Raw genomic sequence first — 25,027 nt, forward strand, 5'->3', positions numbered from 1 at the left:
GAGAAATAAATACAGCATACTCATTATTACCGCTTACAAGAGGATATGTTAGAGTACAATTAGATTTAAATACAAATCTTAAAAGGGTAATACAAGAGAGAGTAATGACAGTAGAAAGTACTATGGAAGAAGCAATTAGAGCGACTAAACAGTATAGATTTAGCCTATCAAACTTAGGAGCAACTACTGAGGAGGAAAAAGTTGCAGCTATGTTAGCTCAAACGGCATACCAAAAGTATCAAGGTGGAAATTATTTAGAAGCTGTAGAAGATTTCAAGAAAGCAGTTAACATAGCTCCAAGATTTTCATCAATTTATAGAAACTGGGCAATTGTAGAATCTAGTGAAGAACACTGGATTGAAGCTGATAATTTAATGAGTAAAGCATCTAACTTAAGTGAAAAAGATACTCAGATATGGTTAGTATGGGGAAATATAAAAAAGAAAAATAATAAAATAAAAGAAGCATATCAGTATTACAGGAAGGCATATGAATTATCGCCTAACGACAATATTGTCTTAAACTCTTTAGGACAAGCACTAACTAGACTAGGGGAGTATAAAGAAGCTCATGAAGTTTATTTAAAGGCATTAAACTGTCAAGATGACCAAATACAGACTAAACATATGATAATAAATAAAACTTGTATTGCCGAAAATTTAAAAAGGTGGTCTGAAAGTTTTATAACTGATAGAAACTTTAAAGAAGCCGAAAATAAACTAAAATTAGCTCTTGAAAATATGGAAAGTGTATTAGAATTAGACAATCAAGACACTAAGAGTTGTATACTATATAAAGATATACTTTTAAATTTAGGATTTTTGTATAAAAAGGATAAAAATTACCAATTATCATTAAAATACTTTAATGATATACTAATGACACAATCTAAAAAATATAAGGAATATGAAATGGTACTAAGAGCATCTCTCGAAATGATAGGAATATACCTAAATAATAATAATATAGAACAAGCTAGATTAATTATGAACAAAGATTTAGAAAGAATTACAAAGTTCATAAAAAACTCAAATCTAGTAGAGAGGTATGAATCTTATTATTTATTACTAAATAATAAAGAAAATAGAATATCAGGAAAAATAATAAGATGGGATGCTTATAGAAAGTTTACAATCATAGAAAATGCTAATTGTAATGGAGAAACATTTTTTGCTCATATATCAAATTTTAGAAGCTTTATTAATGCATTAGAAGATGATATTAGTAATAGAGTTGTATCTTTTATACCAATGAAAGATGGAAGTAAATTATCAGCAACAGATGTAATACTAGAAACGTATTAAAAATAAGTTTAAAATATATATTATAACTATGATAAAGCTAGATGAGGTAAAATACTTCATCTAGCTTATTTTATTTTCAAATAAGGAGGGAGATGCAATGATAATAAACATTTGGAAAAAACAAGCATTAGATTTAGTAAAGGAACTACCCAAAGAAGTACTATCTACAATAGAAGACACTATAGAAATACTAGATGAAAACTACGGTGCAGAAAGAACAGTAGAAGACTTAGGTGGATATGTAGCCGTAGTAGATGAAGTTGGAATAGAAGACCTAAAACAACATAACTTGAAAGGAATAGTACCTGAATACATAGATGATATAGAAGGATTTGAATACATTTCAGCTCTATTTTTGTGTTCAAATGACTTTTCAATAGTTGTTGTTTGTAAGAAAGAACTAAAAGATATAATTGAAAATTAATTAAAAGTCTTAGCTTACTAAAAATAGGCTAGGACTTTTTCTATGTATCGACAAAAATCACGAAACCCCGTAAAAATAAAATTATGTATAAGAGGGTTTTAATAATCAGATGAATAATACAGAGTTGAAAATAAGAGGAGTATATATAATGGCTAAATCAAGTAAAGAAGAGTTATTTGAAAAGGAAACTAAGTACTGTAAAATAATAAAAAGTGTTACAGTTCAAGATGGAGAAGAAACTTTTGCATTAGAAAAAATATATATAAAAGCACTGGATAGGTATGAAATAAGGTTAGCATTATATAGAGATTGTTTAGATAGACCACAAAAGTTAATTGCTAGACCTGTTGATATATCTTCAGATAAATTGGCTATTTTAATATTAATTGGAATTAAAGCTGAAGTACTAGATATGAGATTTAAAGAAGAGCTACTTCAAGGACTAAGTTAAAAAATAATAAGTTATATATCATAGTATCTTCTACGAAGGGTGAAAGATTACTATATTAGAAGATTATGAGGTGAAGATGTGTCAAAGAAACATATTAAGTAAATTAAGTATTGGTGATTGATTTCTTAAAGTTTAATTACAAATGAGAAGTATACTTATTTTTAAGAGGATTCTTCTATTGAAGAAATAATAAAAAAAATAGTAAATATAAAGTCTTAATTGCTATAGATGTAGTGATTAGGACTTTTTCTATTTAAGGAGGTAAGGTGAAGAAAAGTTTATGTGTAGGTGCAATTGGAGCTGTAAGCTTGCAATAAAAACTAATAGTGGAGAAGTAGAAAAATATGTTCAACAAAAACAATAGATACGTTACTAGAGGAGTAAATGAGGATGTAGAGATAAGACTTCAATTAATAATGTGGAATATAATTGATAATTTAATAGATAAAGGAAAGTTTGAAGTAGATTACTTACAAGTATTTAAGCTAAGAAAAGAAAGAGTTTCAATAGTAGTTCAACATAGTCAAGAAGAACCAGAATACAGAGAAGTATATTTATTAGAATTAGAAGATGTTGAACTAGATAGCGAGATAAAAATATATGTTATAGATAGTGGAGAATATTCAACAATGCTTCTTGCAGAGGAATATTAGGAGGATTAAATGATGAAAAAATTAAGAAAAGAAAAGTATTTCAACTATGATAGTAAAGAACTTTTAGGTGTAATGAGATTTGACTTCTATGATGGTGCATTAGCTAATCAATGGAATCAAAAAGATTTAATAATTGAATTAAATAATAGAAATGAAATTGATTTAAGAAAGTTACAGAAAGAACTAAATTACATTCAATTCGAGTTAATAAATAATTTTAATAAGATAATAGAGTTATGTAATGGTACTGGATATGATAATGAAACCTTAGTATATATAGAACTTGATGTTGGAAAATATGTTGTTAAGCTAATACCACTTAAAGATTCATATTCATATATTTACACATATTTTAAGGAGAATATATAATGGACATAATAACAATACTAAAAATAATAGCAATAGTATTACAATTAATAGCTACTGGATTATCAGAAAACGAGGCAATATATTCAGCTTGTGCAAAATTCGGTGTTTCTGAAAACTTTATAAGAAAGTTTATGTAATTAAAGTTGAGAAAATTTCACTAAATATCTTTAAATTTTTATTAAGGTATTTAGTGATTTTCCTAATGAGCAAATGCTTGATAAGAGAATATTTTTTTTAGTAAAATATCACCATAACAGAAATGTCGATAGTGTCGATATTTTCAAAATGAAAAGATATTTTATTTAAATTGTATAGGAGATAATGAATTATGAAAACTTATGATATGAAACACATATTTAGGCAAGTAACAGCTTGGAGTGAGAGCCAGTATGATACAAAGACAAAGTACAATAGAATAGGAAGAATTATTAATTTTATTAATAATAGTAATATAATTGATAATAGTGGTTACTTTATGGATGAAATTATTAATTTAAAAGGTCAAAAATTAGAAAGTAGTTTTAAAGGGTACAAATTTAATATAGTAACATATATTTTTTTAGTATGCTTATGCAAGAGTGATAAACTACCTTTTTTTGATAAAGCTATAGATGGAAAATATTCAACAGAAGAAGAAGCTGAAGAATGGATTAAGACTATAACTACAATATTAGCAGGGTATGAAGAATTTTATAAAAAGGAAAGTAAGAAAAATGATTGGCAGAGTATATATGTAAATATAGGTAGTATTTATTATAGCTTTACAAATATAGAAAGAAACAGCGAGAATATTAATTATATCAATGAGAGAATTATTGATATTTTCAGTAGAATAATAGCATTACCAGATGATGACAAGGTAAAGCTATATAATAGTAAAATACGAAATAGATTTAATTATATAGATAACAGCTTAAAAGAGACTCTTGATAATATGGATAGACATAATAAGAATTTATATAATATTGACTTAGAAGCAATAAAAGATAAATTAAAACTATATAGACCGTAAAGGTCTTTTTTTTTACCTCTGATTCATTGGAAAAATAATTGATTTTTTTTCCGAAAAATCTCCAATAGAGGAGGGTGAAGTAGATGTGTAATAATAAATAAAGTCAGACAGACAAAGAGCTATTAGAGGAAAATTACACAGGAGGATATAAGATGAGAACGAATTATGAGGAGTTAAGAAGAGAAGTTATGAAAGGTATAAAAGCATTAGACAAGATTAGTGGATATTCCGAAGTAAGAATGTTGAAAACTGTTAATGCTATAAGGTCTGGATATTATTCAGATATGAAAAAAATGATAAATGATGTAGCCAAATATGATGGAATAGACAACATATTTATTACATTGAATGACTTTTCAGAGGATTTACTAGCTAGGGGTGAGAACCGGCTAATTAACTATGCTAAAAACACAACAACAGACCAAGAAATAACTAGAAGAAAATTTTTATTTGTAGATGTAGACCCAGAAAGACCCCCAGGAATTTCGTCAACTGATGATGAACTTCAAGCATCGAAAGAAGTATTAGAAGCAGTTGTTGAATATCTAAATAATGAACGATTCCCAGCGCCTATAATAGCTTGTAGTGGCAATGGATATCATGCACTTTATAGATTAGATTTACCTAATACAAAGGAAGTAACTGAAATGATTAAAAAATTACTTATAATACTGGATAAAAAATTCAGTAATGATAGAGCAAAAATTGATAAATCAACCTTTAATGCTTCAAGGATAACTAAACTATACGGAACAATTGCTTGCAAGGGTGATAATACTGAGAAAAGACCATATAGGAGGTCAAGAATAATTGATGTTCCTGATGATTTTGCAGTTATTGAAGAAGTATTAATTAAAAATATTATTGAAAGTGAAAAAGAAATAGAAAAGAAAATTGTACCTATAAAAAATAAAGTAGAAAAGAAAAATCCAGTAAATAGTGTTTTTGATATTGATGAATGGCTTGAAAGACACAATATTGAAGTATCTCACAAGAAAGAATTTGCAGATAGAGTTTGTTATGTATTGTCCCGATGTCCCTGGAATGAAACTCATACTGATAAATCTGCATCAATTACAAAGTTTCATAATGGAGGAATAAGTGCTAAATGTCATCATGATAGTTGTTTAGCAGAGGATTGGAGTACATTAAGAGAAATGTATGAGCCAAAGGCCTTAAGAAAAAATGCAGAATATTCGCATAAAGTGGAAGTTGATGATGACTCTAAAAGAAGTCAAGCTGATGTTCTGATAGACCTTGCAATTGAAAATAATGATGTTTTTTTTCATAACTCATTAGAAGAAACATTTGTCGCAGTAGATAAAGGTAACTTCTATGAAGTTCATAGAATAGAAGATAAGAAATATAAAATGCTTTTAAGAAAGCGATATTATGATAAAGCTCAAAAATCTCCATCTAAAGATAATATTAATCAAGCGATTGGAGTATTAGAATCTAAAGCTCTATATGAAGGTGAAGAGATTGAAGTGGCTAAAAGATGTACAAGTATTGAAGATATTATCTACTATGACATGGCTGATAAAGCTTCAACTGTTATTAAAATAGATGAAAACGGGTGGGAGGTTGATGATAGTAAGCAAATTCTATTTATAAGAAGAAACAATATGAAAGAACAAGTAATACCACAACCATATGAAGATTTGGTAGGTTTACTAGAAAGACATTTTAGGTTTAAGGATGAAGAAGATAAAATACTTCATGCAGCAAGCTTAGTAACTAGATTAATTCCATATATTCCACATCCAATAGAAGTGATTCATGGTGAGAAAGGAGCTTCTAAAACCACTACTATGAAGATGAATAGAAGCTTAATTGACCCAGCTTCAAGAGATATAATTTCAATACCTAAAGCAACACAAGATTTAGCAATAACACTATTTAATAACTATATGCCTTGTTTTGATAATCTGGATAGTATTTCGGCAGAGAAAAGTGATTTGTTCTGTATTGCTTCAACAGGTGGGGGGTACAGTAAGAGAAAGTTATATACAGATGATGATGAGAAAATAATTAATTTTAAAAGTCGTATAACCTTTAATGGAATTAATGTTATGGCCGCAAGAGCTGATTTACTTGATAGATGCATAGTTTTAGAATTAGAAAGAATTCCACAGGATGAAAGAAAGGAAGAGGCTAAGGTATGGGAGGACTTCAATTATGATAAGCCTAAAATACTAGGAGCTATGCTAATAACATTGTCAAAAGCTATAAAGATATACCCAACAGTAACATTAGATAAGTTAGGTAGAATGGCTGATTTTACTAGATGGGGATATGCTGTAGCAGAAGCTTGCGGAATTGGCGGAGAAGTGTTTTTAAAAGCATATTTAAATAACCAAAAGAAAGCTAACAAAGAAGCAGTTGAGTCCAATCCAATAGCTACTGCATTAATTAAATATATGAATGAAGCAAAGAATTTTAATGGAACTGTAAGTTCATTATTAACAGTATTGAATCAAGTTGCAGAATCAGAGCAGATTGATACAACATCTAACCTGTGGGCTAAAGAACCAAATGTACTAAGTAGGAGATTAAATGAAATAAAATCTAACCTTGAATTAGAAGGTATTTACTATGAAGTGAAACAGAAAAATTATGGTAGGGTTATTGAAATAGTTAAGGTAGCTTAGATTTAAACATAATGACATTATCGAGGTGATACTTCGATAATGTCGATAAATTCATGATGAAAAGGAGCTAGTTAAGATGAAAGCATTAAAAGGAACTAAGCGATAAAAAAAGATAGAATTGTATATAAGAAAAAGAAGAAAGTGGAAGATTTTTTTTAATAGGCTATGGGAGATTACAATGGCTAAAACAGGAACTTGAAAAAATTCAAGGTGAAGTAAAAAATTTATATTGGTAGTAATAACAGCGTATTTGAGCTTTATGAATTATTAGATGACATTAATAATGAACATATTGAAACAGTTTTATTATGGTCAATAAGGAATGTTGAATCATTTACATTGATACTTTAGGGCTTCTGCGTGAAGGGGAAGAAGAAAATCTCCAAGTTGCATAGTTATTAATTGTGGAAAATATCGACAATATTGAAGTAATGAAGTGTCCATTATATCGGTATTTTCCAATAATAATGTGAATGTAATCAAGCAATAAGATAAGTATATGTTATATTTTTGATATAGATTAACTACAAGAAACTATAATAAAAAAAGAAATGAATTTATAGGTTTTAGTAGGTTAAAGAGTATATTAATTAACTTTTAAAATCATTTAAGTGATAATAAATTAGATGCACTTAGAGTAGATGAAATGGTTGTCACAGATTTTCTTGAAGAACCATTTATAAAATTAAGGAGAGAAGAATATGAAGAAGACTTTTTTTACATATAAAAAAGAAATTAGGGAAATTAGAAGAAAGGAAAGTAATTTATTACTACAGTATATACTTAAATTTACCAATACATGCTATAGATGGGATGGATATTTGAATGAATTAATCATAATACTGAACAAGTTTAGAAGTTATTTAGAAAGAGAGTATAACAATTTAGAATATTTTGATAAGCCTTACATATTTGAAATGGAACTAAAAAAAATAAGACCGAATTTGAATATTAGAGGAATTAAAGTTATTATAACTAGAAAACATGGGAAAACACATATAGTAATAGATAAAAATTTAGACAATGATTTTCGAGAATATTATTTTTGTGAAAAGTATATGTATGAAATTTTAAATTAGAAGGCTTATCTAAAGCATATATTAATTAAATGTCTTGAATCAATAAAATTAATAAGTATGTAGCATGATAATAGAAAATATTTTATAGATATATATTATACATATGGGAGGTACAGAATGAGCCAAGTTTACTCAGTAAGAATAAATAGAAAAGATTTATACTCAAAAAATTATGGTGAGGTAGAGTATGTAAATAAAGATGAGAGAAAACGAGTGAAGATAAATAAAAGTATGGCAGAGGTATTTATAAGGATGTTAGATAAAAGCTAAGTATGGTAATTAAAGGGATTGAACTTTATCAATCCCTTGTCATAAAGAATGGGAGATGAGGGTATGACACAAATAAAAGCAGTAGTATATGCAAGATTTAGTTCAGACAATCAAAGAGATGAATCAATAGATGCACAATTGAGAGCAATAAATGAATATTCAGATAAAAATAATATACAAATAGTTAATCAGTTTATAGATAGAGCAAAATCAGCCACATCAGATAAGAGACCAGAATTTCAAAATATGATAAAATATTGTGAATCAGATACTACAGGAATATCTATGGTTATAGTTCACAAGCTAGATAGATTTTCTAGAGATAAGTATGATTCAACTATGTATAAACAGAAACTTAAAATAAAAGGAATAAGGGTTGTAAGTGTATTAGAAAACTTAGATAATTCTCCAGAGTCATTAATTTTAGAGTCGGTTATTGAGGGTATGGCACAATATTATTCAGCAAACTTAGCGAGAGAAGTTGCCAAAGGTCAGAAGGAAAATGCTCTAAAAGCCCTACATAATGGAGGTGATGCTCCATTAGGATATGATGTTACAGTTGATAAGACTTATATAGTGAATGAAGAAGAAGCTCAAATAGTAAAGATTATATTTGATATGTATATTAAAGGATATTCATATAGTAATATAATAGATGAATTGAATAAGCTAGGATATAAGACTAAAAGAGGGAATAAATTTGGGAAGAATAGTCTGCATGGGATATTAAATAATGAAAAATACACAGGAGTATATGTATTCAATAAGACTCAAAGAAAAGGTGTTAACGGAAAAAGAAATGGTCATAAGCAAAAAAGTGAAGAAGAAATCATTAAAATAGAAGGTGGTATGCCACAAATAATAGATAAAGAAGTATTTCTACAAGCACAAGAAATGATGAAAAGAAGAAAAAAAGCCCCAGGAACTCATAAAGCTACTACACTATATTTATTGACAGGAATAATAAGATGTGGTGAATGTGGACATTCAATGCAAGGCAATAAAAGAAACGATAGTTATGGAAATGATTACATTTCATATAGATGTGGATGTAGAAAGCAAAAGAGGGATTGTAACAATAAAGAGATAAAGAGAGATTATTTAGAAGAGTTCATATTACAAGAAATTGAAAAAAATATATTAAATGATGAAGTTATACCAGTTTTAAGTAAAGCACTAAATGAAAAAATAAAGTTCAAAAATGAAGATAATGAAGAGTTACTTAAAAATTTAGAGCAAAAACTAGATAAAGTAAATAAAGAGATAAGTAATATATTAAATGCAATAATGAATGGTATAGTAAATAATATGCTAAGGGATAAGCTTGATGAGTTAGAGCAAGTAAAGTTGAATTTAGATTTGAAAATGAACGAATTAAAGATTAAAAACAAAGAGGTAGATGGTATAGGAGTAACAGAGGAACAAATAAGAAGTATGTTTTCAAAGTTTAGAGGGTTTGTATTAAAAAGAAACATACCTGAATGTAAGAAATTTATAGGCGACTATATAAAGGAAGTAATAATATATAAAGACCACATTGAAGTGATATTCAATGTGGTCTTTTCTTTTAGTGATAATGAGATGATTCATGATATTAACATAAGAAATTTGAGAAAATCAATATGTAATATATACAATTAGTTAGTATAAATGTTAAAATATACTAATAATATTGGTATATGGGGGTAAATATGAATTATTGCAATTATTTAAGAAAAGATGATTTTAATAAGTTAACTAATGATGATATAAAAAAATTAGAAAAAGAAATAGAACCATTAAAAGAATTTAAAGGCGACAAAAGGGATTGGATATCAAATAATATAAATTTAATAAAAGATAATAAAGATGCGATGAGTAGAATATCGAGCAAAATATTAGCAGGTCAAATAACTGTGAAGTTATTTAGGATTAAGCTAATAAGAACCTTAAAAGATACAAAAAAAGATTTAGAGTCTAAATCTTTTAATTATAATAGTATTGACATTGATGATAGTGATGGAGGAATATCAGTTTACTCTACTTTATGTATAAGAGAAAATACATATTTAATTAGATTAAGATGTAACATGGGAGTAAAAAAATATTTAGGGAATGAATTTAATGCTATAAAATTTGTAGATGTAATATATCATCTAGATAAAAATATTATTGAGGTTAGAGCTGACTATCGTATGTCATCTAAGATAATAAAGTTTTTAGAGATTAAGTCACATTTTTCAGCTGAAGAAATCAATATACTTGAAAAACATAAGGATATTGAAAAATTTGCAAAATCAATAAATGGTACATTTAAAAAAATTTCTTCTAATACAGCTATAGATATATCACAATTAAAAGAAGAAGATTCTATAGCATTAGGAAATATGGTAGTAGCTTTAGATGATTATTTGATAGATAAAGATGAACGTACATTTTTAGAAAAAATAAAAGCTATAACCTTTGAAAATGATAAGCTAACATTTTCATATGCATTTCTAGCTGGATGTAAGCAAATTGGTATAAGTGTATCAAATGATAGTGAGGTAGATGTGTTAGAACAGGGATTGTACAAGGTTTTAAATAAGCATTTAAGTAGTGATAATGGATATATACTATTAAAAAAAGATAGTGAGGAGTACACTATAAAGGTATCAACTAAATCTAACACAATAAGATTTATTTCATCTGCTAAAGAGGATATCATAGAATTAGTTATAAATAATATTATACACTGTGATAAGAAAAACACTTTAAAATCTAATGAAGCAGATAGTTTATCAAAAGAAATAGAAGTATTTATAAGAAGTGAAATTATAAAATCATTTAGGGAAGAAAGTTTAGTTGAGAAATTTAAATTAAGTAATATAGTTGTTTCAGAAATATTAAATCAATATATTGAAGATGAACTAATATATCAAACAATAGAAATAGTATCACCTGAGACTGGTTTGGTGATTAAAGAAATTAACTCAATTAATGAAATAGAGGATTTTAAAAGTTTAATATATGATGAATATAAATTTACTACTGAAGATAGTGATGAAAATATAATAGATGCTTTTTTAGATAACTATAGTGAATACATTTATTATAAATATAGTATAAATAGAGATAAGATAAATCAAATTAATGAAAGTAAAAATGAAAATATAGAAAATATAACTAAAATATTAAGAAATAAACTTGATAATAACGAAGTTATATTTGCAATGGACGAAGAAAAATTCTGGGACAAAATAAAAGGTAGGATTTGGTTTAAGAAAAAGAAAGCATCTTAAAATAAGGAGATGTAATAAAATATATGAAAAAAAGAGATAGATGCATAAGAGGAATAGGATTAATATTAGTTACAGTTATATCAATAATTTGCTTATTTAAGTTAATTTTAAACTTTGGAGAATACTTTATTAAAAATTATGGAGATATAGAGAAGGGGTATAGTAGTTTAGGCATAGATGATATTATTATATATACTGTTTATGTTGTTCAGTTAGCTGTAACAGCAATATTAACTTTCATGGTATACAGATTATCAAAGAGTAATGAAGAGAGAATAATTTATAACGAAAAATTAGAGAAGAAAAGTGCTTTGAAACATATAAAAAATGAAATTAATTATAACAAAAGCATGCTTGATGTTTTGCAAATTAAAAAAGTAGATATGAGTAAGGTAAACAAATATTTATTTAAAACAGAAGCATGGGATAAATACAGTATAATACTAGTAGAGTTACTAGAATCAAAAGAGTACAATGTGATATTGAGCTACTATTCAGTTATACAACTATATAGTATAAAAGAACTTCAAGAGGATGTTATTAATACTATAAATGACACAGATGAACTTCTTATGATATTAAAAAACGCGATAAAAAAGTTAGGATAAAACCGTGGGTGTCATTCCTTCAATTTGTATATCCACCATTGAAATACATGAAAAGGACTAAATTTAATTAATATTAGTTATTTTTTGTATAACTGATTAAAAATATATTGAAATAATTAAATAAGTTTTATTGAAAATATTGTAAAATGAATAGATTTATAGTAAAATTAAAATACACATCAAATTATTTTTTAAAATTTTCTTTATTAAATATTTTAGAAGAAAATCCATTTTAGAGTTTTACTCTAAAATATTAATAGAGAGGAATACCACAATGAAGTATAAAAACTATTTTGATGTTATATTGAGTGTATCTAAAACTATATATTCAATACTACTTATAGTAGAAAAAATAAAGGATATATTATAATATATCCTTTATTTTTTTGAGCGTATTTAAATTTTTACATAAATTTTATTAGCTATCAAGAGTATTTGACGAGGGAGTATAAAGATGTTATTTGAAGAAATTAAGGAAAACATTGGATTTGAAAATTTTATGCAAAAAATTATGGATATACATGAAAAAGATTATAATATTAAAAGTATATCATTACAATTTGATGATAGAGAACACAGTTTTTTACTTAATGAAGATATTAAAAAAATTTCTGAATGTTTGGAACCGTACAGTGATAGTGAAATGTTTATGGAATTATTTCTTAAAATTATAAATTTTTATAAAGGAAAAGAAGAAAATATAGAAATTTTAAAATGTGAGTCATGTAATAAGCATTTTATAATTCATAAGTTTGAAAATCAAAATTGGTTTAATACTTTTAATAAATGTAGACTATGTGGAAATTGGGAGTTTGATTCTATAGAAAAAGTTCCATTTGATAATTTAATGCTTTATAATTCATATTCAAATTTGGCCTCATATTTAGATAAATATATATCTAAGGGACAAGGAGTACCTAGAAAAATAATTAATGATATAAAGCATTTAGTAGGAGATTTAACAATACCAGAAATAAATGTTGTTTTATCTAAACTTAGAAAAGAGATATTTAAAAAGCAATGTACTAGTCTTTATGATAATATTAATCTTATAGAAATGATTGTAGATTGTGCTAAGAAAAATAAAGTTGAATTTGAAAGGTTTATTAATGATGCCAATAATACAACATCACCAAATGGGGCTCAAGTTAAGGCAGATATTATGAAAGTAGAGGGGTTAATAGATAGAGACATTGAGTTGGATATGTTTGATTTTCTATATCCTCATCCAATGAAAAAGACAGAGACACCTTTATATCAAATGAGTAATATAAAAGTAGAATATTTCCCATTAATAAGAGATTTATACAAGAATATATTTGACTTATATGAAAACCATTTTATACTTTCAAGTTTAGCAATGATATACAAAGGTTTTAATTATGATGATAAGTTAATAGATAGGTCATTATTTGGTAAGAAAATACTAGCAAGGACAAAAGAATTAACAAAAGATACACCTTTAGAAGAATTAGTTAATAAGTCTTATATTGGTGATATAAGAAATTCTATTGGTCATCCTAATAACCATCTTGATATTGTAAATAAACAAGTTGAAATTTATAATAAAGGTAAATTAATAGTAACATATAGTTTAGATGAATTTATGAGTATATTGAACGATTTAATTTATCTTCAAAAGACCTTAGATTTCTTTAGAAAAGATATGGAGATATATAAAGAAAAAGAATTTTTAAAAACAGGTGGTATATTATCATTACAACCAGATATTGAAGATGGAATTCCGGTTTTAATAATAAATCAGCTAGAATTTTTTGAAGAGTTTATTATTAACGACGATTGGTGGAAAAGATGTGTTGATATTAGGATAAAAAAGGAATTTAAAAAAATAGGCATCGAATTTTATATAAAGAAACCTAAATCTAAATATGAAGCATTTGATATTTATGAAGAAGATGAAAAATTATACTTACTTACTCCATTTATATTAGATTGGATTAATCTTACATTGAATAAAGGTAAGTTTTTAGTTAAACATAGATTATGTAAACCTATACTTAAATATGATGATTATATTAATTCACAACTTTATAATTTAGTAGAAGTGCCTGTATATGGTATGCCAGAAAATACATATATTATTAAGAGAGAAAGTATATATGGTGTATATGAAATTAATGAGGAAACAAAAGTGGAATTCACAAATATTGTAAATAACAATAACTGTAATTTATATTATGAAAATGAAAGAGTCATTAATAGAACTAAAATAGGCAGAAATGATTTATGTCCATGCGGAAGCAACAAAAAATTTAAAAAATGTCATGGTAAATAAAATTTTGTAGTCAAATCGTGGGTATTATTCCTGCGATTCGTCTCCACCATTGAAATCCACGAAAAGCACATTGACAATTTTGTCAATGTGCTTTTTATTTATAAATTAATCAAAAGAAGCATTACGACAAAAATGATAGTTTATGCGTATGACATTTTGTCCGTATGGTATCAATATGTGACCAGATAGTTAAGAATGGTTGTGTTATCCTCAAAATTTAATTATTATGAAATAAATAGGAGGTGAAAAATGAATGTTATAGTTGAGAAACAAGAAGATTTAATTGAAGATAAAGTTGTTATATATTGTAGGGAAGAAAGTCAAGAAATAAGAAGTATAAAAGGATTTATAAAAAATATAAATACGAAACTATGTGCATCCTTAGATTTTAAGAAAATAATGATTACACCTGATGAAATTTATTATATAGAAAGTGTGGATAAAAGAACTTTTGTGTATGTAAAAGATAAGGTTTTGGAATGTTCACTAAGGTTGTATGAGATACAAGAGAGATTTAAGGAATTTTCTTTTTTTCGTGCAAGTAAAAATACTATAGTTAATGTAATGTATATAAAAGATATAAACATACTGTTAAATAGAAATTTACTTGTGACACTTGAAAATAAAGAGAAAATCACAATATCAAGGCGAAATGTAAAAGATTTTAGAAAGTTAATTGGTTGGGAGTGATATGGTTGAATAATAATGATAGTTCAAGTAAATTAAATGAATTAATGAATGTAATACTATTTGCTTTTTCAGTTATAGGAGTGATTGTAGTACTTGCATACATTTATAAGGATACTCATGGATTTGATGTTATGGAGATGGCATTCTTAAGGCAAGTAATTGTATATGTAGCATTTTTTGCTTTAGCAATAACTATATGCTTTACTGATATAATTCCTATAAATATATCGCAAAGAATAAAATCAATAGTAACAATTATTGCTTTTTATATTTTAACTATGAATTCATTGAGCCATTGTACTATAAATCCAATGGGAAGTATTGAGCGTTTTATATTATGTACAGTGTGGTACTTCTTTATCGTAGGCTGTGTAATAGTAGCGTGGTATATATATGGGACTATAACTTCAAATAAGTATAACAAATATCTTAAGGAATATCAGAATTTTAAGAAGTAGAAAATATAATAGTATTTGGAAGTGGGGTAATGGGAAACTATATCATATGATTTAATAATAAATGAAAAATGAATAGAGGATACAAATAATGAAGGTAAGATAATATATAATAAATGCTAGCTAGAGAAATTGTGGGTATGATTCCTGTGATTTGTATCCACAATTGAAATCTACGATATTTTTATAGTGGATTTTTTATTGTTTAAATTATAAATAAAATATTTCAAGGTAATAATAATTTTATTTATTTAAATATTTTATATGTTTTTGAGGGAAAGAGCATGAAGAGTAATGTATATAAAGAATAAGCATTGGTGAATCATTTTAAAACCAAATATATTTTTATATCAGAATTAAAATTAGAAAAAAATGATCTAGCTATATGCTCTGCTGCAAGTAGAATTAATAACAGTAAAGGAAATTTTCTGAAATAATCAGACTATAAAATGTAATAGATGAAATGAATATTATAGAAAGATATGATAAGGATATTTATATAGATAATTATTTTGATTAAGTATACCTTACCAAAGATTTTAAAAAATTCATAGGATTAAAACCTAAGGAATTTGAACAGGCATTATTAAGAAATAATAAATAATAGAAATGAAGGATTTTTGCAAGAAACTTTATTTTTATAAGAGTATTATATTAGTATAAATAAGATATAAAATGAAAAGGAGAGGCTAAAATGAAATTTACTATTGAATTAATTAATAATGCTCATGTAAAATATACTGAAATTGAATTTCCTGAACTTGCTAGAGCATTTAAATTTATGAACATTGTAAAGAATGAATGTAATATAGAAAAAGGTTTAAGAATTTATGTTCATCAAAATGGAGATAAAATAGAAGCTCAAGGAATTTCCTCGCAAAATAAAATTAATACTAATATCATCTAAAAAAAAGCAACACAAGTATTAAAAAATCATCAAGTTGGTGAAACAGACTTTATAACATTTTGCAATGAAATAGCTGAAACAGGTGTATGTAAATGGATTATATATACTAATGATATGACTTGCAACTATTATGATAAAAATAGAGAATTATTGATAAAAGAGAAGATTCCAAGTGTATAATTAAGTTAATAATATTTTTAAAACTACTAGAATAGAAAGGATTATAGTATAGTGGAATATATATCAACGAAGACAATTTTATCTAACTATCAAGAAAGCTTAAATTGGTTTGGAATAAATTATAAAATGAATATATATAAAGGATGTTGCCATGGATGCATATACTGTGACTCTAGGAGTAATTGTTATCAAATTATAGATTTTGATAGAGTTAGGATAAAAAAAAATTCAACTGAAATGATAAAAAAAGAACTTAAATCAAAACGAACTAAAGGTATTATAGGGACAGGAGCCATGAGTGATCCATATAATCCATTTGAAAAAAAATATATGTTAACACGAGAAGCTTTAGAACTAGTTAATGATAATAAATTTGGAGTAGCTATTGCAACTAAAAGTGATTTAGTAACTAGAGATATTGATATACTAAAAAAAATTCAAAGTCACTCACCTACAATTGTTAAAATGACAATAACCACTTATGATGATGAATTGTGTAAGTTAATAGAGAAGAATGTAATCCCTACATCGGATAGATTTAAAGCTATAAAAAAATTATCTGATAAGGGGATATATACTGGTGTATTATTAATGCCGTTATTACCTTATATTAATGATAATGAAGAAAATATAAAAAATATTATAAAAACAGCTTATGAATGCGGAGCTAAATTTGTATACTCTCATGATTTGGGTGTGACATTAAGACAGAATCAAAAAGAATATTATTTTGAGCAGTTAAGAAGGATTTTTCCGAATAAAGATTTAGATAAAATGTATATTAAAACTTATGGTGAGGCTTATGAAAACAAAGTTATAAATTATGAGAATATGTGGTGTATTTTTAAACAAGAATGTGAAAAATATAATCTTTTGTATAAGATGGAAGATATAATAACAGATTATAAAAGAAAATATGAAAAAACTCAAATTAGTTGGTTTTAACAGTATAAGAATAAAAGTAGATAGTAAAAAAATCATAACTAAATTAATGATTACATAATATTAGTAAAATAATAAAAAATATAATTATTATGGCTTAATTATATTTATAAGTGTTAAGAAAAAGGCTGATGCTAAATAGAAATGTAATAAAAATACAATGAAATTTCAGTTAGTTATACATATATTAAATAAAATATTTGAAAATTAGTACAAGTATTGACTAATTTAGCTAATCTATACGTCTACTAAGAGGGTGTAAGTCCACATTTTTAATGTCCTTGACAAAGGGTCCATTTTAAAAATCAATATTCTTTTATATTATAGGAAATTATAAATTTCCTTCCTTATGAATAATGTTAAAATGCTCTACCAAAACAATTCTCAAGCAACAGGCAGGGATTTTAAGTCACTTGTAGGCAAAATAACTTAGACTAGTGGTGATACGAGCGAAGTAAATTCTTCTACTGTTGCATTTTAAAAATAACATAAATATACATAATATCTTAATTATTTACAAAAATATCTATTCATGTTAAGATAAAATGTAAACTTAACTATAAAATTAAATTAGCAAACCCGAAGTGATTCGGCGACGCAAAGCTAGAGGGACTTTTTAAAAGTTAGCCAGTTGCATAAATTTGTCTTGTAGAGAAGAGTGTTAACAGGTTCATGTTGATGCTCTTTTATTTTTTACACTATACAAGTGGATTTTTAAAATTGTAATATTTTAACGTGGGAGGTTTATTATGGGGAATTCCAAAAACACAAGTACTTTTAGAATCGGGAACAAATGAATTTGAAATTATGTAATTTACTATTTCAGGTAAATTATGTAGGGAAATGTAATAAAGGTTTGCAAGATTATAGTTATATAATATGTAAAAAATAATGAAAAAATATGATGTTGTAGCAAACGTTGTTATTTTCTTTAAGAATCGAACAAATGCGTATTATATGAACTAAAGGAAAAATGCTATGATCAGACAAGTAAATAACTAAGTCTTAAATGGTTAATTTTATTAGTAATGATGATAAATTAACATGTAAAGCAAAATAATAAAGGGAGATAAATCAAAAATGAAATTTAAATTAAGACATAAAAGTAAAGATCAAGATAAAAATAAAAGTATAAAAACTAAACTTACTTTAATAATTGTGTGTTTTGCAGTTATTTGTTGCTTATTATTAGGAGCAATTACAAGTTTTCTAAATTATAAAACTTCTAATGATATTTTATCAAATACAGTTGTAGAAACAACTAAACAAGCTTCCGAAAACGTTTCTCAAAAAATTATGAATCTTGAAAATGCAGCGATTCAAACAGGAATTATAAAAGAACTTTCAGACCCTAAAGTAAGTAAAGAAGAAAAACAAAAAATTATAACTAAGCAGGAAAAGTTCTATGGAGTAGCATTAGGTCAAATTATGGATGTAAATGGTAAAGATCTTTTTAGTGGAAAAGATTATTCTGAGAGAGACTATGTTAAGGCTTCTATGGAAGGAAAAGCATATCTGAGTAGCCCTGTTGTTAGTAAATTAACAGGACAACTTATAATGGTAGTTTCAGCACCTCTTTGGGAAAATGGAGTACAAGGTAGCAAAATAGTAGGGGTTGTAACTTTTGATGTAGATAAAGATTTTTTAAATGAAATTGTTACTAATATAAAAATAGGCAAAAATAGTGATACTTACCTTCTAGATAGTCAGGGAACAACAATTGCAGATAAGGATACTAGTGCTGTTGGTGTAGAAAATTCTATAAAACAATCAGAAACAGATAAAAGCTTAATGCCTTTTGCAAAGGCAGACAAAAAGCTTATTTCAGGAGAAACAGGATATTCTGATGTAAAAGCAGATGGTAAAAATTGGCTTGTAGGATATGCTCCAGTAGAACATAGTAATGGTTGGGGTATAGGTATAATGGTAAATAAGGCTGATTTTCTTGGGCAAATGTATACTTCAATCATGACTACGGTTATATTAGCTATAGTATTTACAATTATAGCATTTATTGTAGCAATAAGGCTTTCTAATAAAATAGGAAACCCATTAAAAGAATGTAGTGAAAGATTGAAAAAGTTAGGTGAAGGTGATTTAAATTCAGAAACTCCATTTATAGATGAAGATGATGAGATAGGTCTAGTAGCAGATGCTACAAGTAAAATAGTTAACGACCTTAGCGAAATGATAAATATTTTAACATATTCATTAACTGAAATTAGTAATGGAAATTTAGATATTGATGTGGATAAAAAAAGAGCAAGTGAGTTATTTATAAATGATTTTGAACCTCTATCAATAGCTGTATACAAAATTGTAGATAGTTTAAATAGTACTTTAACACAAATAAATGTTACAGGTGAACAAGTTTCAATGGGTTCAGACCAAGTAGCAGAAGGTGCGCAATTACTTGCTCAAGGTGCTACAGAACAAGCAAGTTCAATTCAAGAACTTTCAGCAACTATAACTGAAGTTTCAGAACAAATAAAGCAAACTGCACAAAATGCAGCAAGAGCAAAAGAAATATCTGTAAAATCAAGTATTGCTACAGATAGAGGAAAAGAGCAAATGCAAGAAATGATTATTGCAATGGATGAAATTAGCAATACATCAAATGAAATTGGAAATATAATAAAAAATATTGATGATATAGCATTCCAAACAAATATTTTAGCACTTAATGCAGCCATAGAAGCAGCACGTGCTGGAGAGGCTGGTAAAGGATTTGCCGTTGTTGCTGATGAAGTTAGAAATCTTGCTGCAAAATCTGCACAAAGTGCAAAAGATACAGCTGAGTTAATTGAAAAATCACTTATAGCAATAGAAAGTGGTACAATAATTGTTTCAGAAACTGCAAAGTCTCTTGAAGAAGTTGTTTATAGTTCACAAAAATCAGCAGAAGTTATACAAGAGATTGCAGATGCAAGCAATGAACAAGCACAGCATATCAATCAAGTAAATATTGGTGTGGAACAAATATCTGTAGTTGTACAGACTAATTCAGCAACTGCTGAAGAAAGTGCTGCTGCAAGTGAAGAGTTATCAAGCCAGGCTCAAATGTTAAAACAACTTATTGGTAAATTTAACTTAAAAGATGAACAAGGCAAATACTTTGATAGCAAAATGCTATTTGATAGTGAAGAATTCTAAGTATAAATTTATAGTATATTTTTTGTAATATATAATCGTGGATATTATTCAGGCGAATCGTCTCCACCATTGAAATCCACAAAAAGAATTGATTATTAAATCAATTCTTTTTTGTTTTAAAGATATTAAATTCGAAATATGTACTAATATAGTTTATAGCAAAGAGATTTTAATAAGAATTTTTTGATTATGTTACATAAAAGAGTAGAATGCATCCCTAAGAATAAGTATATGTATACAGTAATAGGATTGGATGATGTGGATTATGATGATTAGTTACAACGTATAAAAGATATTGCTATAGATTACTATGAAGTATATATACCGGTAAAATAAATTTATTAACAAAATATTATTGATCTGTGTGTTACACACAGATTTATTATTTTATTAAGGAGTGATAAATATGAATTTGACTATAAATAATATTAACAAAAATAACTACAAAGAAATATTAGACTTAAAAGTCTCTAAAGAGCAAGTGAATTTTATTGAAACTGTAGGGGAGTGCCTAGAAGAAGCAAGCGAAGATTCTAAATGGAGACCAGTTGGTATATATGATAAAGACATAGCTATAGGATTTGCAATGTATGCTTTATTTTTAAATGAAGGTAAAAATGGAAGAGTGTGGCTGGATAGATTTTTAATTTCATATGAGCATCAAGGCAAAGGGTATGGAGAAGTTGGAGTTAAGCTTTTAATAAATCATTTATATAAAGAATATGGTTATAAGAAAGTATATTTAAGTGTATATGACAATAATAAAGCTGCTGTAGCTTTATATAAAAAAATAGGGTTTAAATTTAATGGAGAAGTTGACATAAAAGGTGAGAAGGTAATGGTAATAAACAGTTTCAAAAAATAAGAAAGAACTAAATTGATTTTTACTAAAACATATCAATTTAGTTCTTTTTTATGTGTGAAATAGGCGATATATGAGCATATATCAAAGATATTCAAAGGTGCATGGAACTTAATGAACCCCTGTATACCGAATGGTATGCACAGTGGAGTGAGAGAGGGTACTAAATAAAAGAATTATTTAAATCCTACTCGATTATTATAGGGTAGTATTATATAGCGTCCGATATATCAGATTCTTTCGGAGTACAGCTTGACATAGGAACAGTGTTTACTCTAGGAGTAATAACTACAGAAATAATTATTAAGATGCCGCTTAAAATCCACGGTTTAAATCCAAATTGATGCATTAATAAATTAGATCCAGAAAGTATAACCAAAGCATACTTAATCAAAAATAAAATTGCATTTTTAGAAAGTTTCTTAATTGAAGTTATTCTCAAATATAGCATAAACATTCTAATACCAATAAAGGCTAACATAATCCCGATAAAATCTTGAATCAAATAATAATAATGAAATTCCATAATAAACTCCTCCTCACCTTACACTTGTATTATCTAATATATCTTTTCTATATAGTTTCTACTATTTGTAATTCTTTAAGTTCTTCATCTGTATAGGTTTTCATGGTAAATCCAGTGACCCCATATATGAATGATATTATAGGTGTTATCCAATTTAAGAAACAATAAGGTATAAAATCAAATGGACTAACACCTAATGTCTGACTACAGAAGACAGCGTTAGAGTTCCAAGGAATTAATGGAGCGCCAAGTGTTGCTGTATCTTCTATTATTCTAGATAAATTTTCAGGTTTCAAGTTAAATTCTTTATATAAAGGAGACATTACAGTTCCAACAAATACTGATGTAAACATCATAGAAGAGCTGAATGAGTTTGCAAAGTAGCTAACAAGGAAAGTAGATCCAACTAATTTAGTTCTAGAATTACCTATTTTATTGATCATAGGTTGTAATAGTACTTCTAAGAAGCCAGTTTTTTGTAATATACCAGCTATTAGGAATACTATAAATACTAATAATACAGTTTCTGCCATACTCATTATACCACCACGGTTTAATAGCTTGTCAGCATAAACAAGTCCAGTTTCTATTGAGTATCCATTAAGCATACAATTTAATAGATCACCTATTTTTGAACCTTCTTGAACAATAGCGATAACTCCCCCCATAACAGCAGAAGATAATATAGAAACAATAGGCGGCTTTTGTAAAAGCAACATTCCTAATAAGAATAATATAGGTAACATAGCCACAAATCCAACATGGAAGTTAGAATTTAAAACTTCCTTTACTTGATTTATTTGATTGTAATCTATAGTATTGTTAGCATATTTAAACCCTATAACCGTATATAAAACTATACATATTATGTAAGATGGTCCAGTTGTGTATACCATATGCTTCATATGAGTTATAACATCTGTTTTACAAACAGCAGCAGCTAAGTTTGTAGAATCTGATAATGGAGACATTTTATCTCCAAAGAATGATCCAGATATAATCGCTCCAGCTATAAGTCCAGCAGGTATACCCATACTAGTACCTATACTCATCATTGCTATACCAGAAGTTCCTAAAGTTCCCCAAGAAGTCCCTGTAGCTACTGATGTAAGAGAACATATTATTAGTGTTGTAAGTAAGAAATACTTAGGTGTTATTATTGTAAGTCCACTGTAAACAACTGTTGGAATAGTACCAGCTGCAATCCAAGTAGCAATTAATGCACCAACTGAAAGTATGATTAAATTAGATTGGAAGGCATCTTTACCAACTTCAAACGCAAATCCCTCTATTTCGTTGTTAGTGTATCCTAATTTCATAGATGCCGGAACAACTATTAACCAAGATAGTAAGAACATAGTTGTTATAGAGGCATCAAATGCAACTATACCAACTGTAGTTAAACATATAACAGTAAGCATTACTAAGGCTGCAAATCTGAAAGTGGGTTTTCTTTTTTCTACATTTTTATTCATGATATAATTTCCTTTCGATTTATAATGTATTTATTTAGAGTTAAATTAAAGCTATTGGGTTTATAAATTCTAATCAATTAAATTTTAGTGGCTGCACTAGTTGGAGTAGTGCAGCAAATTTTTATAAAGATGTTATAGATTTTTCTATTCTTACTAAAGCTTCTTCAACCATTGATCTAGGACAAGCAAGATTTATTCTTTGGAATCCATTTCCACCTAATCCGAAAGAAGTACCTTGGTTTAGTGCAACTTTACCTTTTTCAATTAAAACGTTTGCTAGCTCTTCATCACTTAATCCAAGTTCGCTGAAATCTACCCATAATAAGTAAGTTCCTTCAGGCTTTTTAACTTTAAGAGCAGGCATCTTTTCTTCGATGTATTTTATAGCAAAGTCTACATTACCTTCTAAGTACTCAAGGAATTCATTCAACCAATCTTCTCCTTGATTGTAAGCAGCTTCTGTAGCAACTAAACTGAAAGAGTTATTTCTTCTAATATCTATTCTAGCAAAAGCTGAATCTAACAATTTATAATCTTCTTCGTTAGGTAAAACTACGTAAGATGTTTGTAATCCTGCAATATTAAATGTTTTAGTAGGAGCCATACAAGTTATAGTATTTTGTTCAAACTCTTCACATATTGATGCAAAAGGTATATGTTTGTGACCTTTGAATATTATATCACTGTGTATTTCATCAGAGATAACCTTTACATTATTATTAAGACATATATCACCTAATCTTTGTAACTCTTCCTTTGTCCAAACTCTACCTACTGGATTATGAGGGTTACAAAGTATAAATAATTTTACATCCTTTATTTTAAACTCTATATCTTCGTAGTCCATAACATAGTTTCCGTCTTCTAATTTTTTAAGAGGGCTTATAACTAATTCTCTGCCATTATCTTTAACAACACTATTAAATGGGCTATAAACTGGTTCTTGTATCATTATTTTATCATTTTTATTAGTCATCTCTTGAATTAAGATGCTTATAGTAGGTATAACCCCAGGGCTATAAACTAACCATTCACTTTTTATATTCCAATCATATCTTCTAGAAACCCAATTTACAATGGATTCATTATAAGAGTTAGGTCTAGTTGTATAACCATAGATACCTTGTTCTAGCCTTTCTCTTAAAGCATCTATTATGCAAGGAGCAGTTTTAAAGTCCATATCAGCTACCCACATAGGAAGAAGATCATTAGTTCCGTATTTTTTATCCATTTCTGACCATTTTGCTGCAAAGTTATTACTTCGATCGATTACTTTATCAAAATTATAATTCATAAATATAATACCTCCAATAATTTATGTGTATGCTTTAATATAAAGCAATATCCATGCCAAAATTAAATTTAGAAATCAAAAAATAGGGCAAAAATTAGCATATATGTTGAAATTTAAACAAAAAAAACAAACAACTATATTTTATTATAAAAATAAAATTAAAATA

At 27.0% G+C, this 25,027-nt stretch carries 23 protein-coding genes, 1 pseudogene and 1 riboswitch; of the genes and pseudogenes, 21 read left to right on the plus strand and 3 right to left on the minus strand.

Annotated features, from left to right (window positions below):
* The 21 genes and pseudogenes from AC11VW_RS00115 to AC11VW_RS00215 all read left to right on the plus strand — a co-directional run.
* On the plus strand, positions 1-1,304 hold a 1,304-nt coding region (locus tag AC11VW_RS00115; protein ID WP_484299358.1), incomplete at its 5' end, for a tetratricopeptide repeat protein.
* 97 nt (positions 1,305-1,401) lie between these two features.
* Positions 1,402-1,728: a hypothetical protein gene (locus AC11VW_RS00120; RefSeq protein ID WP_484299359.1), complete on the plus strand. Its 327-nt coding sequence runs from the start codon at positions 1,402-1,404 to the stop codon at positions 1,726-1,728.
* Positions 1,729-1,876: 148 nt separating this feature from the next.
* On the plus strand, positions 1,877-2,179 hold the full coding sequence (locus tag AC11VW_RS00125; protein ID WP_484299360.1) for a hypothetical protein: 303 nt from the start codon (positions 1,877-1,879) through the stop codon (positions 2,177-2,179).
* Positions 2,180-2,523: 344 nt separating this feature from the next.
* Positions 2,524-2,832 (plus strand): DUF960 family protein, encoded by a 309-nt coding sequence (locus AC11VW_RS00130; protein WP_484299361.1) that lies wholly within the window; start codon positions 2,524-2,526, stop codon positions 2,830-2,832.
* 9 nt (positions 2,833-2,841) lie between these two features.
* On the plus strand, positions 2,842-3,201 hold the full coding sequence (locus AC11VW_RS00135) for a hypothetical protein (RefSeq protein WP_484299362.1): 360 nt from the start codon (positions 2,842-2,844) through the stop codon (positions 3,199-3,201).
* Positions 3,201-3,338, plus strand: coding sequence for a hypothetical protein (locus tag AC11VW_RS00140; RefSeq protein ID WP_484299363.1), 138 nt, complete (start codon positions 3,201-3,203; stop codon positions 3,336-3,338). Before AC11VW_RS00135 ends, AC11VW_RS00140 begins: the two co-directional genes overlap by 1 nt.
* Before the next feature lie 191 nt (positions 3,339-3,529).
* On the plus strand, positions 3,530-4,213 hold the full coding sequence (locus tag AC11VW_RS00145) for a hypothetical protein (RefSeq protein WP_484299364.1): 684 nt from the start codon (positions 3,530-3,532) through the stop codon (positions 4,211-4,213).
* A gap of 152 nt (positions 4,214-4,365) precedes the next feature.
* Entirely contained in the window at positions 4,366-6,864 is a 2,499-nt protein-coding gene (locus AC11VW_RS00150; RefSeq protein ID WP_484299365.1) for a glycosyltransferase family protein, read from the plus strand.
* Positions 6,865-7,565: 701 nt separating this feature from the next.
* On the plus strand, positions 7,566-7,943 hold the full coding sequence (locus AC11VW_RS00155; protein ID WP_484299366.1) for a hypothetical protein: 378 nt from the start codon (positions 7,566-7,568) through the stop codon (positions 7,941-7,943).
* 117 nt (positions 7,944-8,060) lie between these two features.
* On the plus strand, positions 8,061-8,213 hold the full coding sequence (locus tag AC11VW_RS00160) for a hypothetical protein (RefSeq protein WP_484299367.1): 153 nt from the start codon (positions 8,061-8,063) through the stop codon (positions 8,211-8,213).
* 63 nt (positions 8,214-8,276) lie between these two features.
* Positions 8,277-9,854 carry a recombinase family protein gene (locus AC11VW_RS00165; RefSeq protein WP_484299368.1) on the plus strand — a complete coding sequence of 526 codons (1,578 nt, stop codon included), beginning with the start codon at positions 8,277-8,279 and terminating at the stop codon, positions 9,852-9,854.
* A 50-nt stretch (positions 9,855-9,904) separates the two neighbouring features.
* Positions 9,905-11,473 (plus strand): hypothetical protein, encoded by a 1,569-nt coding sequence (locus AC11VW_RS00170; RefSeq protein WP_484299369.1) that lies wholly within the window; start codon positions 9,905-9,907, stop codon positions 11,471-11,473.
* 23 nt (positions 11,474-11,496) lie between these two features.
* Positions 11,497-12,081, plus strand: coding sequence for a hypothetical protein (locus AC11VW_RS00175; protein ID WP_484299370.1), 585 nt, complete (start codon positions 11,497-11,499; stop codon positions 12,079-12,081).
* Between the two features lie 454 nt (positions 12,082-12,535).
* Positions 12,536-14,377 carry a YecA family protein gene (locus AC11VW_RS00180; RefSeq protein WP_484299371.1) on the plus strand — a complete coding sequence of 614 codons (1,842 nt, stop codon included), beginning with the start codon at positions 12,536-12,538 and terminating at the stop codon, positions 14,375-14,377.
* A 249-nt stretch (positions 14,378-14,626) separates the two neighbouring features.
* The gene (locus AC11VW_RS00185; RefSeq protein WP_484299372.1) at positions 14,627-15,067 is read left to right on the plus strand and encodes a LytTR family DNA-binding domain-containing protein; all 441 of its coding nucleotides are present in this window, start codon (positions 14,627-14,629) and stop codon (positions 15,065-15,067) included.
* Between the two features lie 5 nt (positions 15,068-15,072).
* Complete coding sequence (locus tag AC11VW_RS00190; RefSeq protein WP_484299373.1) at positions 15,073-15,525, plus strand: hypothetical protein; 453 nt, start codon at positions 15,073-15,075, stop codon at positions 15,523-15,525.
* 691 nt (positions 15,526-16,216) lie between these two features.
* Positions 16,217-16,429: a hypothetical protein gene (locus AC11VW_RS00195; RefSeq protein ID WP_484299374.1), complete on the plus strand. Its 213-nt coding sequence runs from the start codon at positions 16,217-16,219 to the stop codon at positions 16,427-16,429.
* Between the two features lie 21 nt (positions 16,430-16,450).
* Positions 16,451-16,609: pseudogene (locus AC11VW_RS00200) on the plus strand (DUF1398 family protein); the annotation flags it as partial.
* Between the two features lie 51 nt (positions 16,610-16,660).
* Positions 16,661-17,554, plus strand: coding sequence for a radical SAM protein (locus tag AC11VW_RS00205; protein ID WP_484299375.1), 894 nt, complete (start codon positions 16,661-16,663; stop codon positions 17,552-17,554).
* Between the two features lie 559 nt (positions 17,555-18,113).
* A riboswitch (cyclic di-GMP riboswitch) is annotated at positions 18,114-18,190 on the plus strand.
* A 441-nt stretch (positions 18,191-18,631) separates the two neighbouring features.
* A complete protein-coding gene (locus AC11VW_RS00210) occupies positions 18,632-20,704 on the plus strand; it encodes a methyl-accepting chemotaxis protein (protein WP_484299376.1) in 2,073 nt (690 codons plus the stop codon).
* Between the two features lie 406 nt (positions 20,705-21,110).
* The gene (locus AC11VW_RS00215) at positions 21,111-21,569 is read left to right on the plus strand and encodes a GNAT family N-acetyltransferase (RefSeq protein WP_484299377.1); all 459 of its coding nucleotides are present in this window, start codon (positions 21,111-21,113) and stop codon (positions 21,567-21,569) included.
* Between the two features lie 208 nt (positions 21,570-21,777).
* Here the strand turns inward: AC11VW_RS00215 and AC11VW_RS00220 are convergent, their stop codons facing one another.
* The 3 genes from AC11VW_RS00220 to AC11VW_RS00230 all read right to left on the minus strand — a co-directional run bounded on the left by AC11VW_RS00220 (position 21,778) and on the right by AC11VW_RS00230 (position 24,861).
* Entirely contained in the window at positions 21,778-22,092 is a 315-nt protein-coding gene (locus AC11VW_RS00220; RefSeq protein WP_484299378.1) for a hypothetical protein, read from the minus strand.
* 47 nt (positions 22,093-22,139) lie between these two features.
* The gene (gene nhaC, locus AC11VW_RS00225) at positions 22,140-23,567 is read right to left on the minus strand and encodes a Na+/H+ antiporter NhaC (RefSeq protein ID WP_484299379.1); all 1,428 of its coding nucleotides are present in this window, start codon (positions 23,565-23,567) and stop codon (positions 22,140-22,142) included.
* A gap of 121 nt (positions 23,568-23,688) precedes the next feature.
* The gene (locus AC11VW_RS00230) at positions 23,689-24,861 is read right to left on the minus strand and encodes a MalY/PatB family protein (RefSeq protein WP_484299380.1); all 1,173 of its coding nucleotides are present in this window, start codon (positions 24,859-24,861) and stop codon (positions 23,689-23,691) included.
* Positions 24,862-25,027: the final 166 nt, after the last annotated feature.

It is taken from the genome of Romboutsia sp. (assembly GCF_056995035.1).

Coding starts and splice junctions, on each gene's coding strand:
- AC11VW_RS00120 (WP_484299359.1), top strand. CDS start 1,402: ATGATAATAAACATTTGGAAAAAACAAGCATTAGATTTAGTAAAGGAA.
- AC11VW_RS00125 (WP_484299360.1), top strand. CDS start 1,877: ATGGCTAAATCAAGTAAAGAAGAGTTATTTGAAAAGGAAACTAAGTAC.
- AC11VW_RS00130 (WP_484299361.1), top strand. CDS start 2,524: ATGTTCAACAAAAACAATAGATACGTTACTAGAGGAGTAAATGAGGAT.
- AC11VW_RS00135 (WP_484299362.1), top strand. CDS start 2,842: ATGATGAAAAAATTAAGAAAAGAAAAGTATTTCAACTATGATAGTAAA.
- AC11VW_RS00140 (WP_484299363.1), top strand. CDS start 3,201: ATGGACATAATAACAATACTAAAAATAATAGCAATAGTATTACAATTA.
- AC11VW_RS00145 (WP_484299364.1), top strand. CDS start 3,530: ATGAAAACTTATGATATGAAACACATATTTAGGCAAGTAACAGCTTGG.
- AC11VW_RS00150 (WP_484299365.1), top strand. CDS start 4,366: ATGAGAACGAATTATGAGGAGTTAAGAAGAGAAGTTATGAAAGGTATA.
- AC11VW_RS00155 (WP_484299366.1), top strand. CDS start 7,566: ATGAAGAAGACTTTTTTTACATATAAAAAAGAAATTAGGGAAATTAGA.
- AC11VW_RS00160 (WP_484299367.1), top strand. CDS start 8,061: ATGAGCCAAGTTTACTCAGTAAGAATAAATAGAAAAGATTTATACTCA.
- AC11VW_RS00165 (WP_484299368.1), top strand. CDS start 8,277: ATGACACAAATAAAAGCAGTAGTATATGCAAGATTTAGTTCAGACAAT.
- AC11VW_RS00170 (WP_484299369.1), top strand. CDS start 9,905: ATGAATTATTGCAATTATTTAAGAAAAGATGATTTTAATAAGTTAACT.
- AC11VW_RS00175 (WP_484299370.1), top strand. CDS start 11,497: ATGAAAAAAAGAGATAGATGCATAAGAGGAATAGGATTAATATTAGTT.
- AC11VW_RS00180 (WP_484299371.1), top strand. CDS start 12,536: ATGTTATTTGAAGAAATTAAGGAAAACATTGGATTTGAAAATTTTATG.
- AC11VW_RS00185 (WP_484299372.1), top strand. CDS start 14,627: ATGAATGTTATAGTTGAGAAACAAGAAGATTTAATTGAAGATAAAGTT.
- AC11VW_RS00195 (WP_484299374.1), top strand. CDS start 16,217: ATGAAATTTACTATTGAATTAATTAATAATGCTCATGTAAAATATACT.
- AC11VW_RS00210 (WP_484299376.1), top strand. CDS start 18,632: ATGAAATTTAAATTAAGACATAAAAGTAAAGATCAAGATAAAAATAAA.
- AC11VW_RS00215 (WP_484299377.1), top strand. CDS start 21,111: ATGAATTTGACTATAAATAATATTAACAAAAATAACTACAAAGAAATA.
- AC11VW_RS00220 (WP_484299378.1), bottom strand. CDS start 22,092: ATGGAATTTCATTATTATTATTTGATTCAAGATTTTATCGGGATTATG.
- nhaC (WP_484299379.1), bottom strand. CDS start 23,567: ATGAATAAAAATGTAGAAAAAAGAAAACCCACTTTCAGATTTGCAGCC.
- AC11VW_RS00230 (WP_484299380.1), bottom strand. CDS start 24,861: ATGAATTATAATTTTGATAAAGTAATCGATCGAAGTAATAACTTTGCA.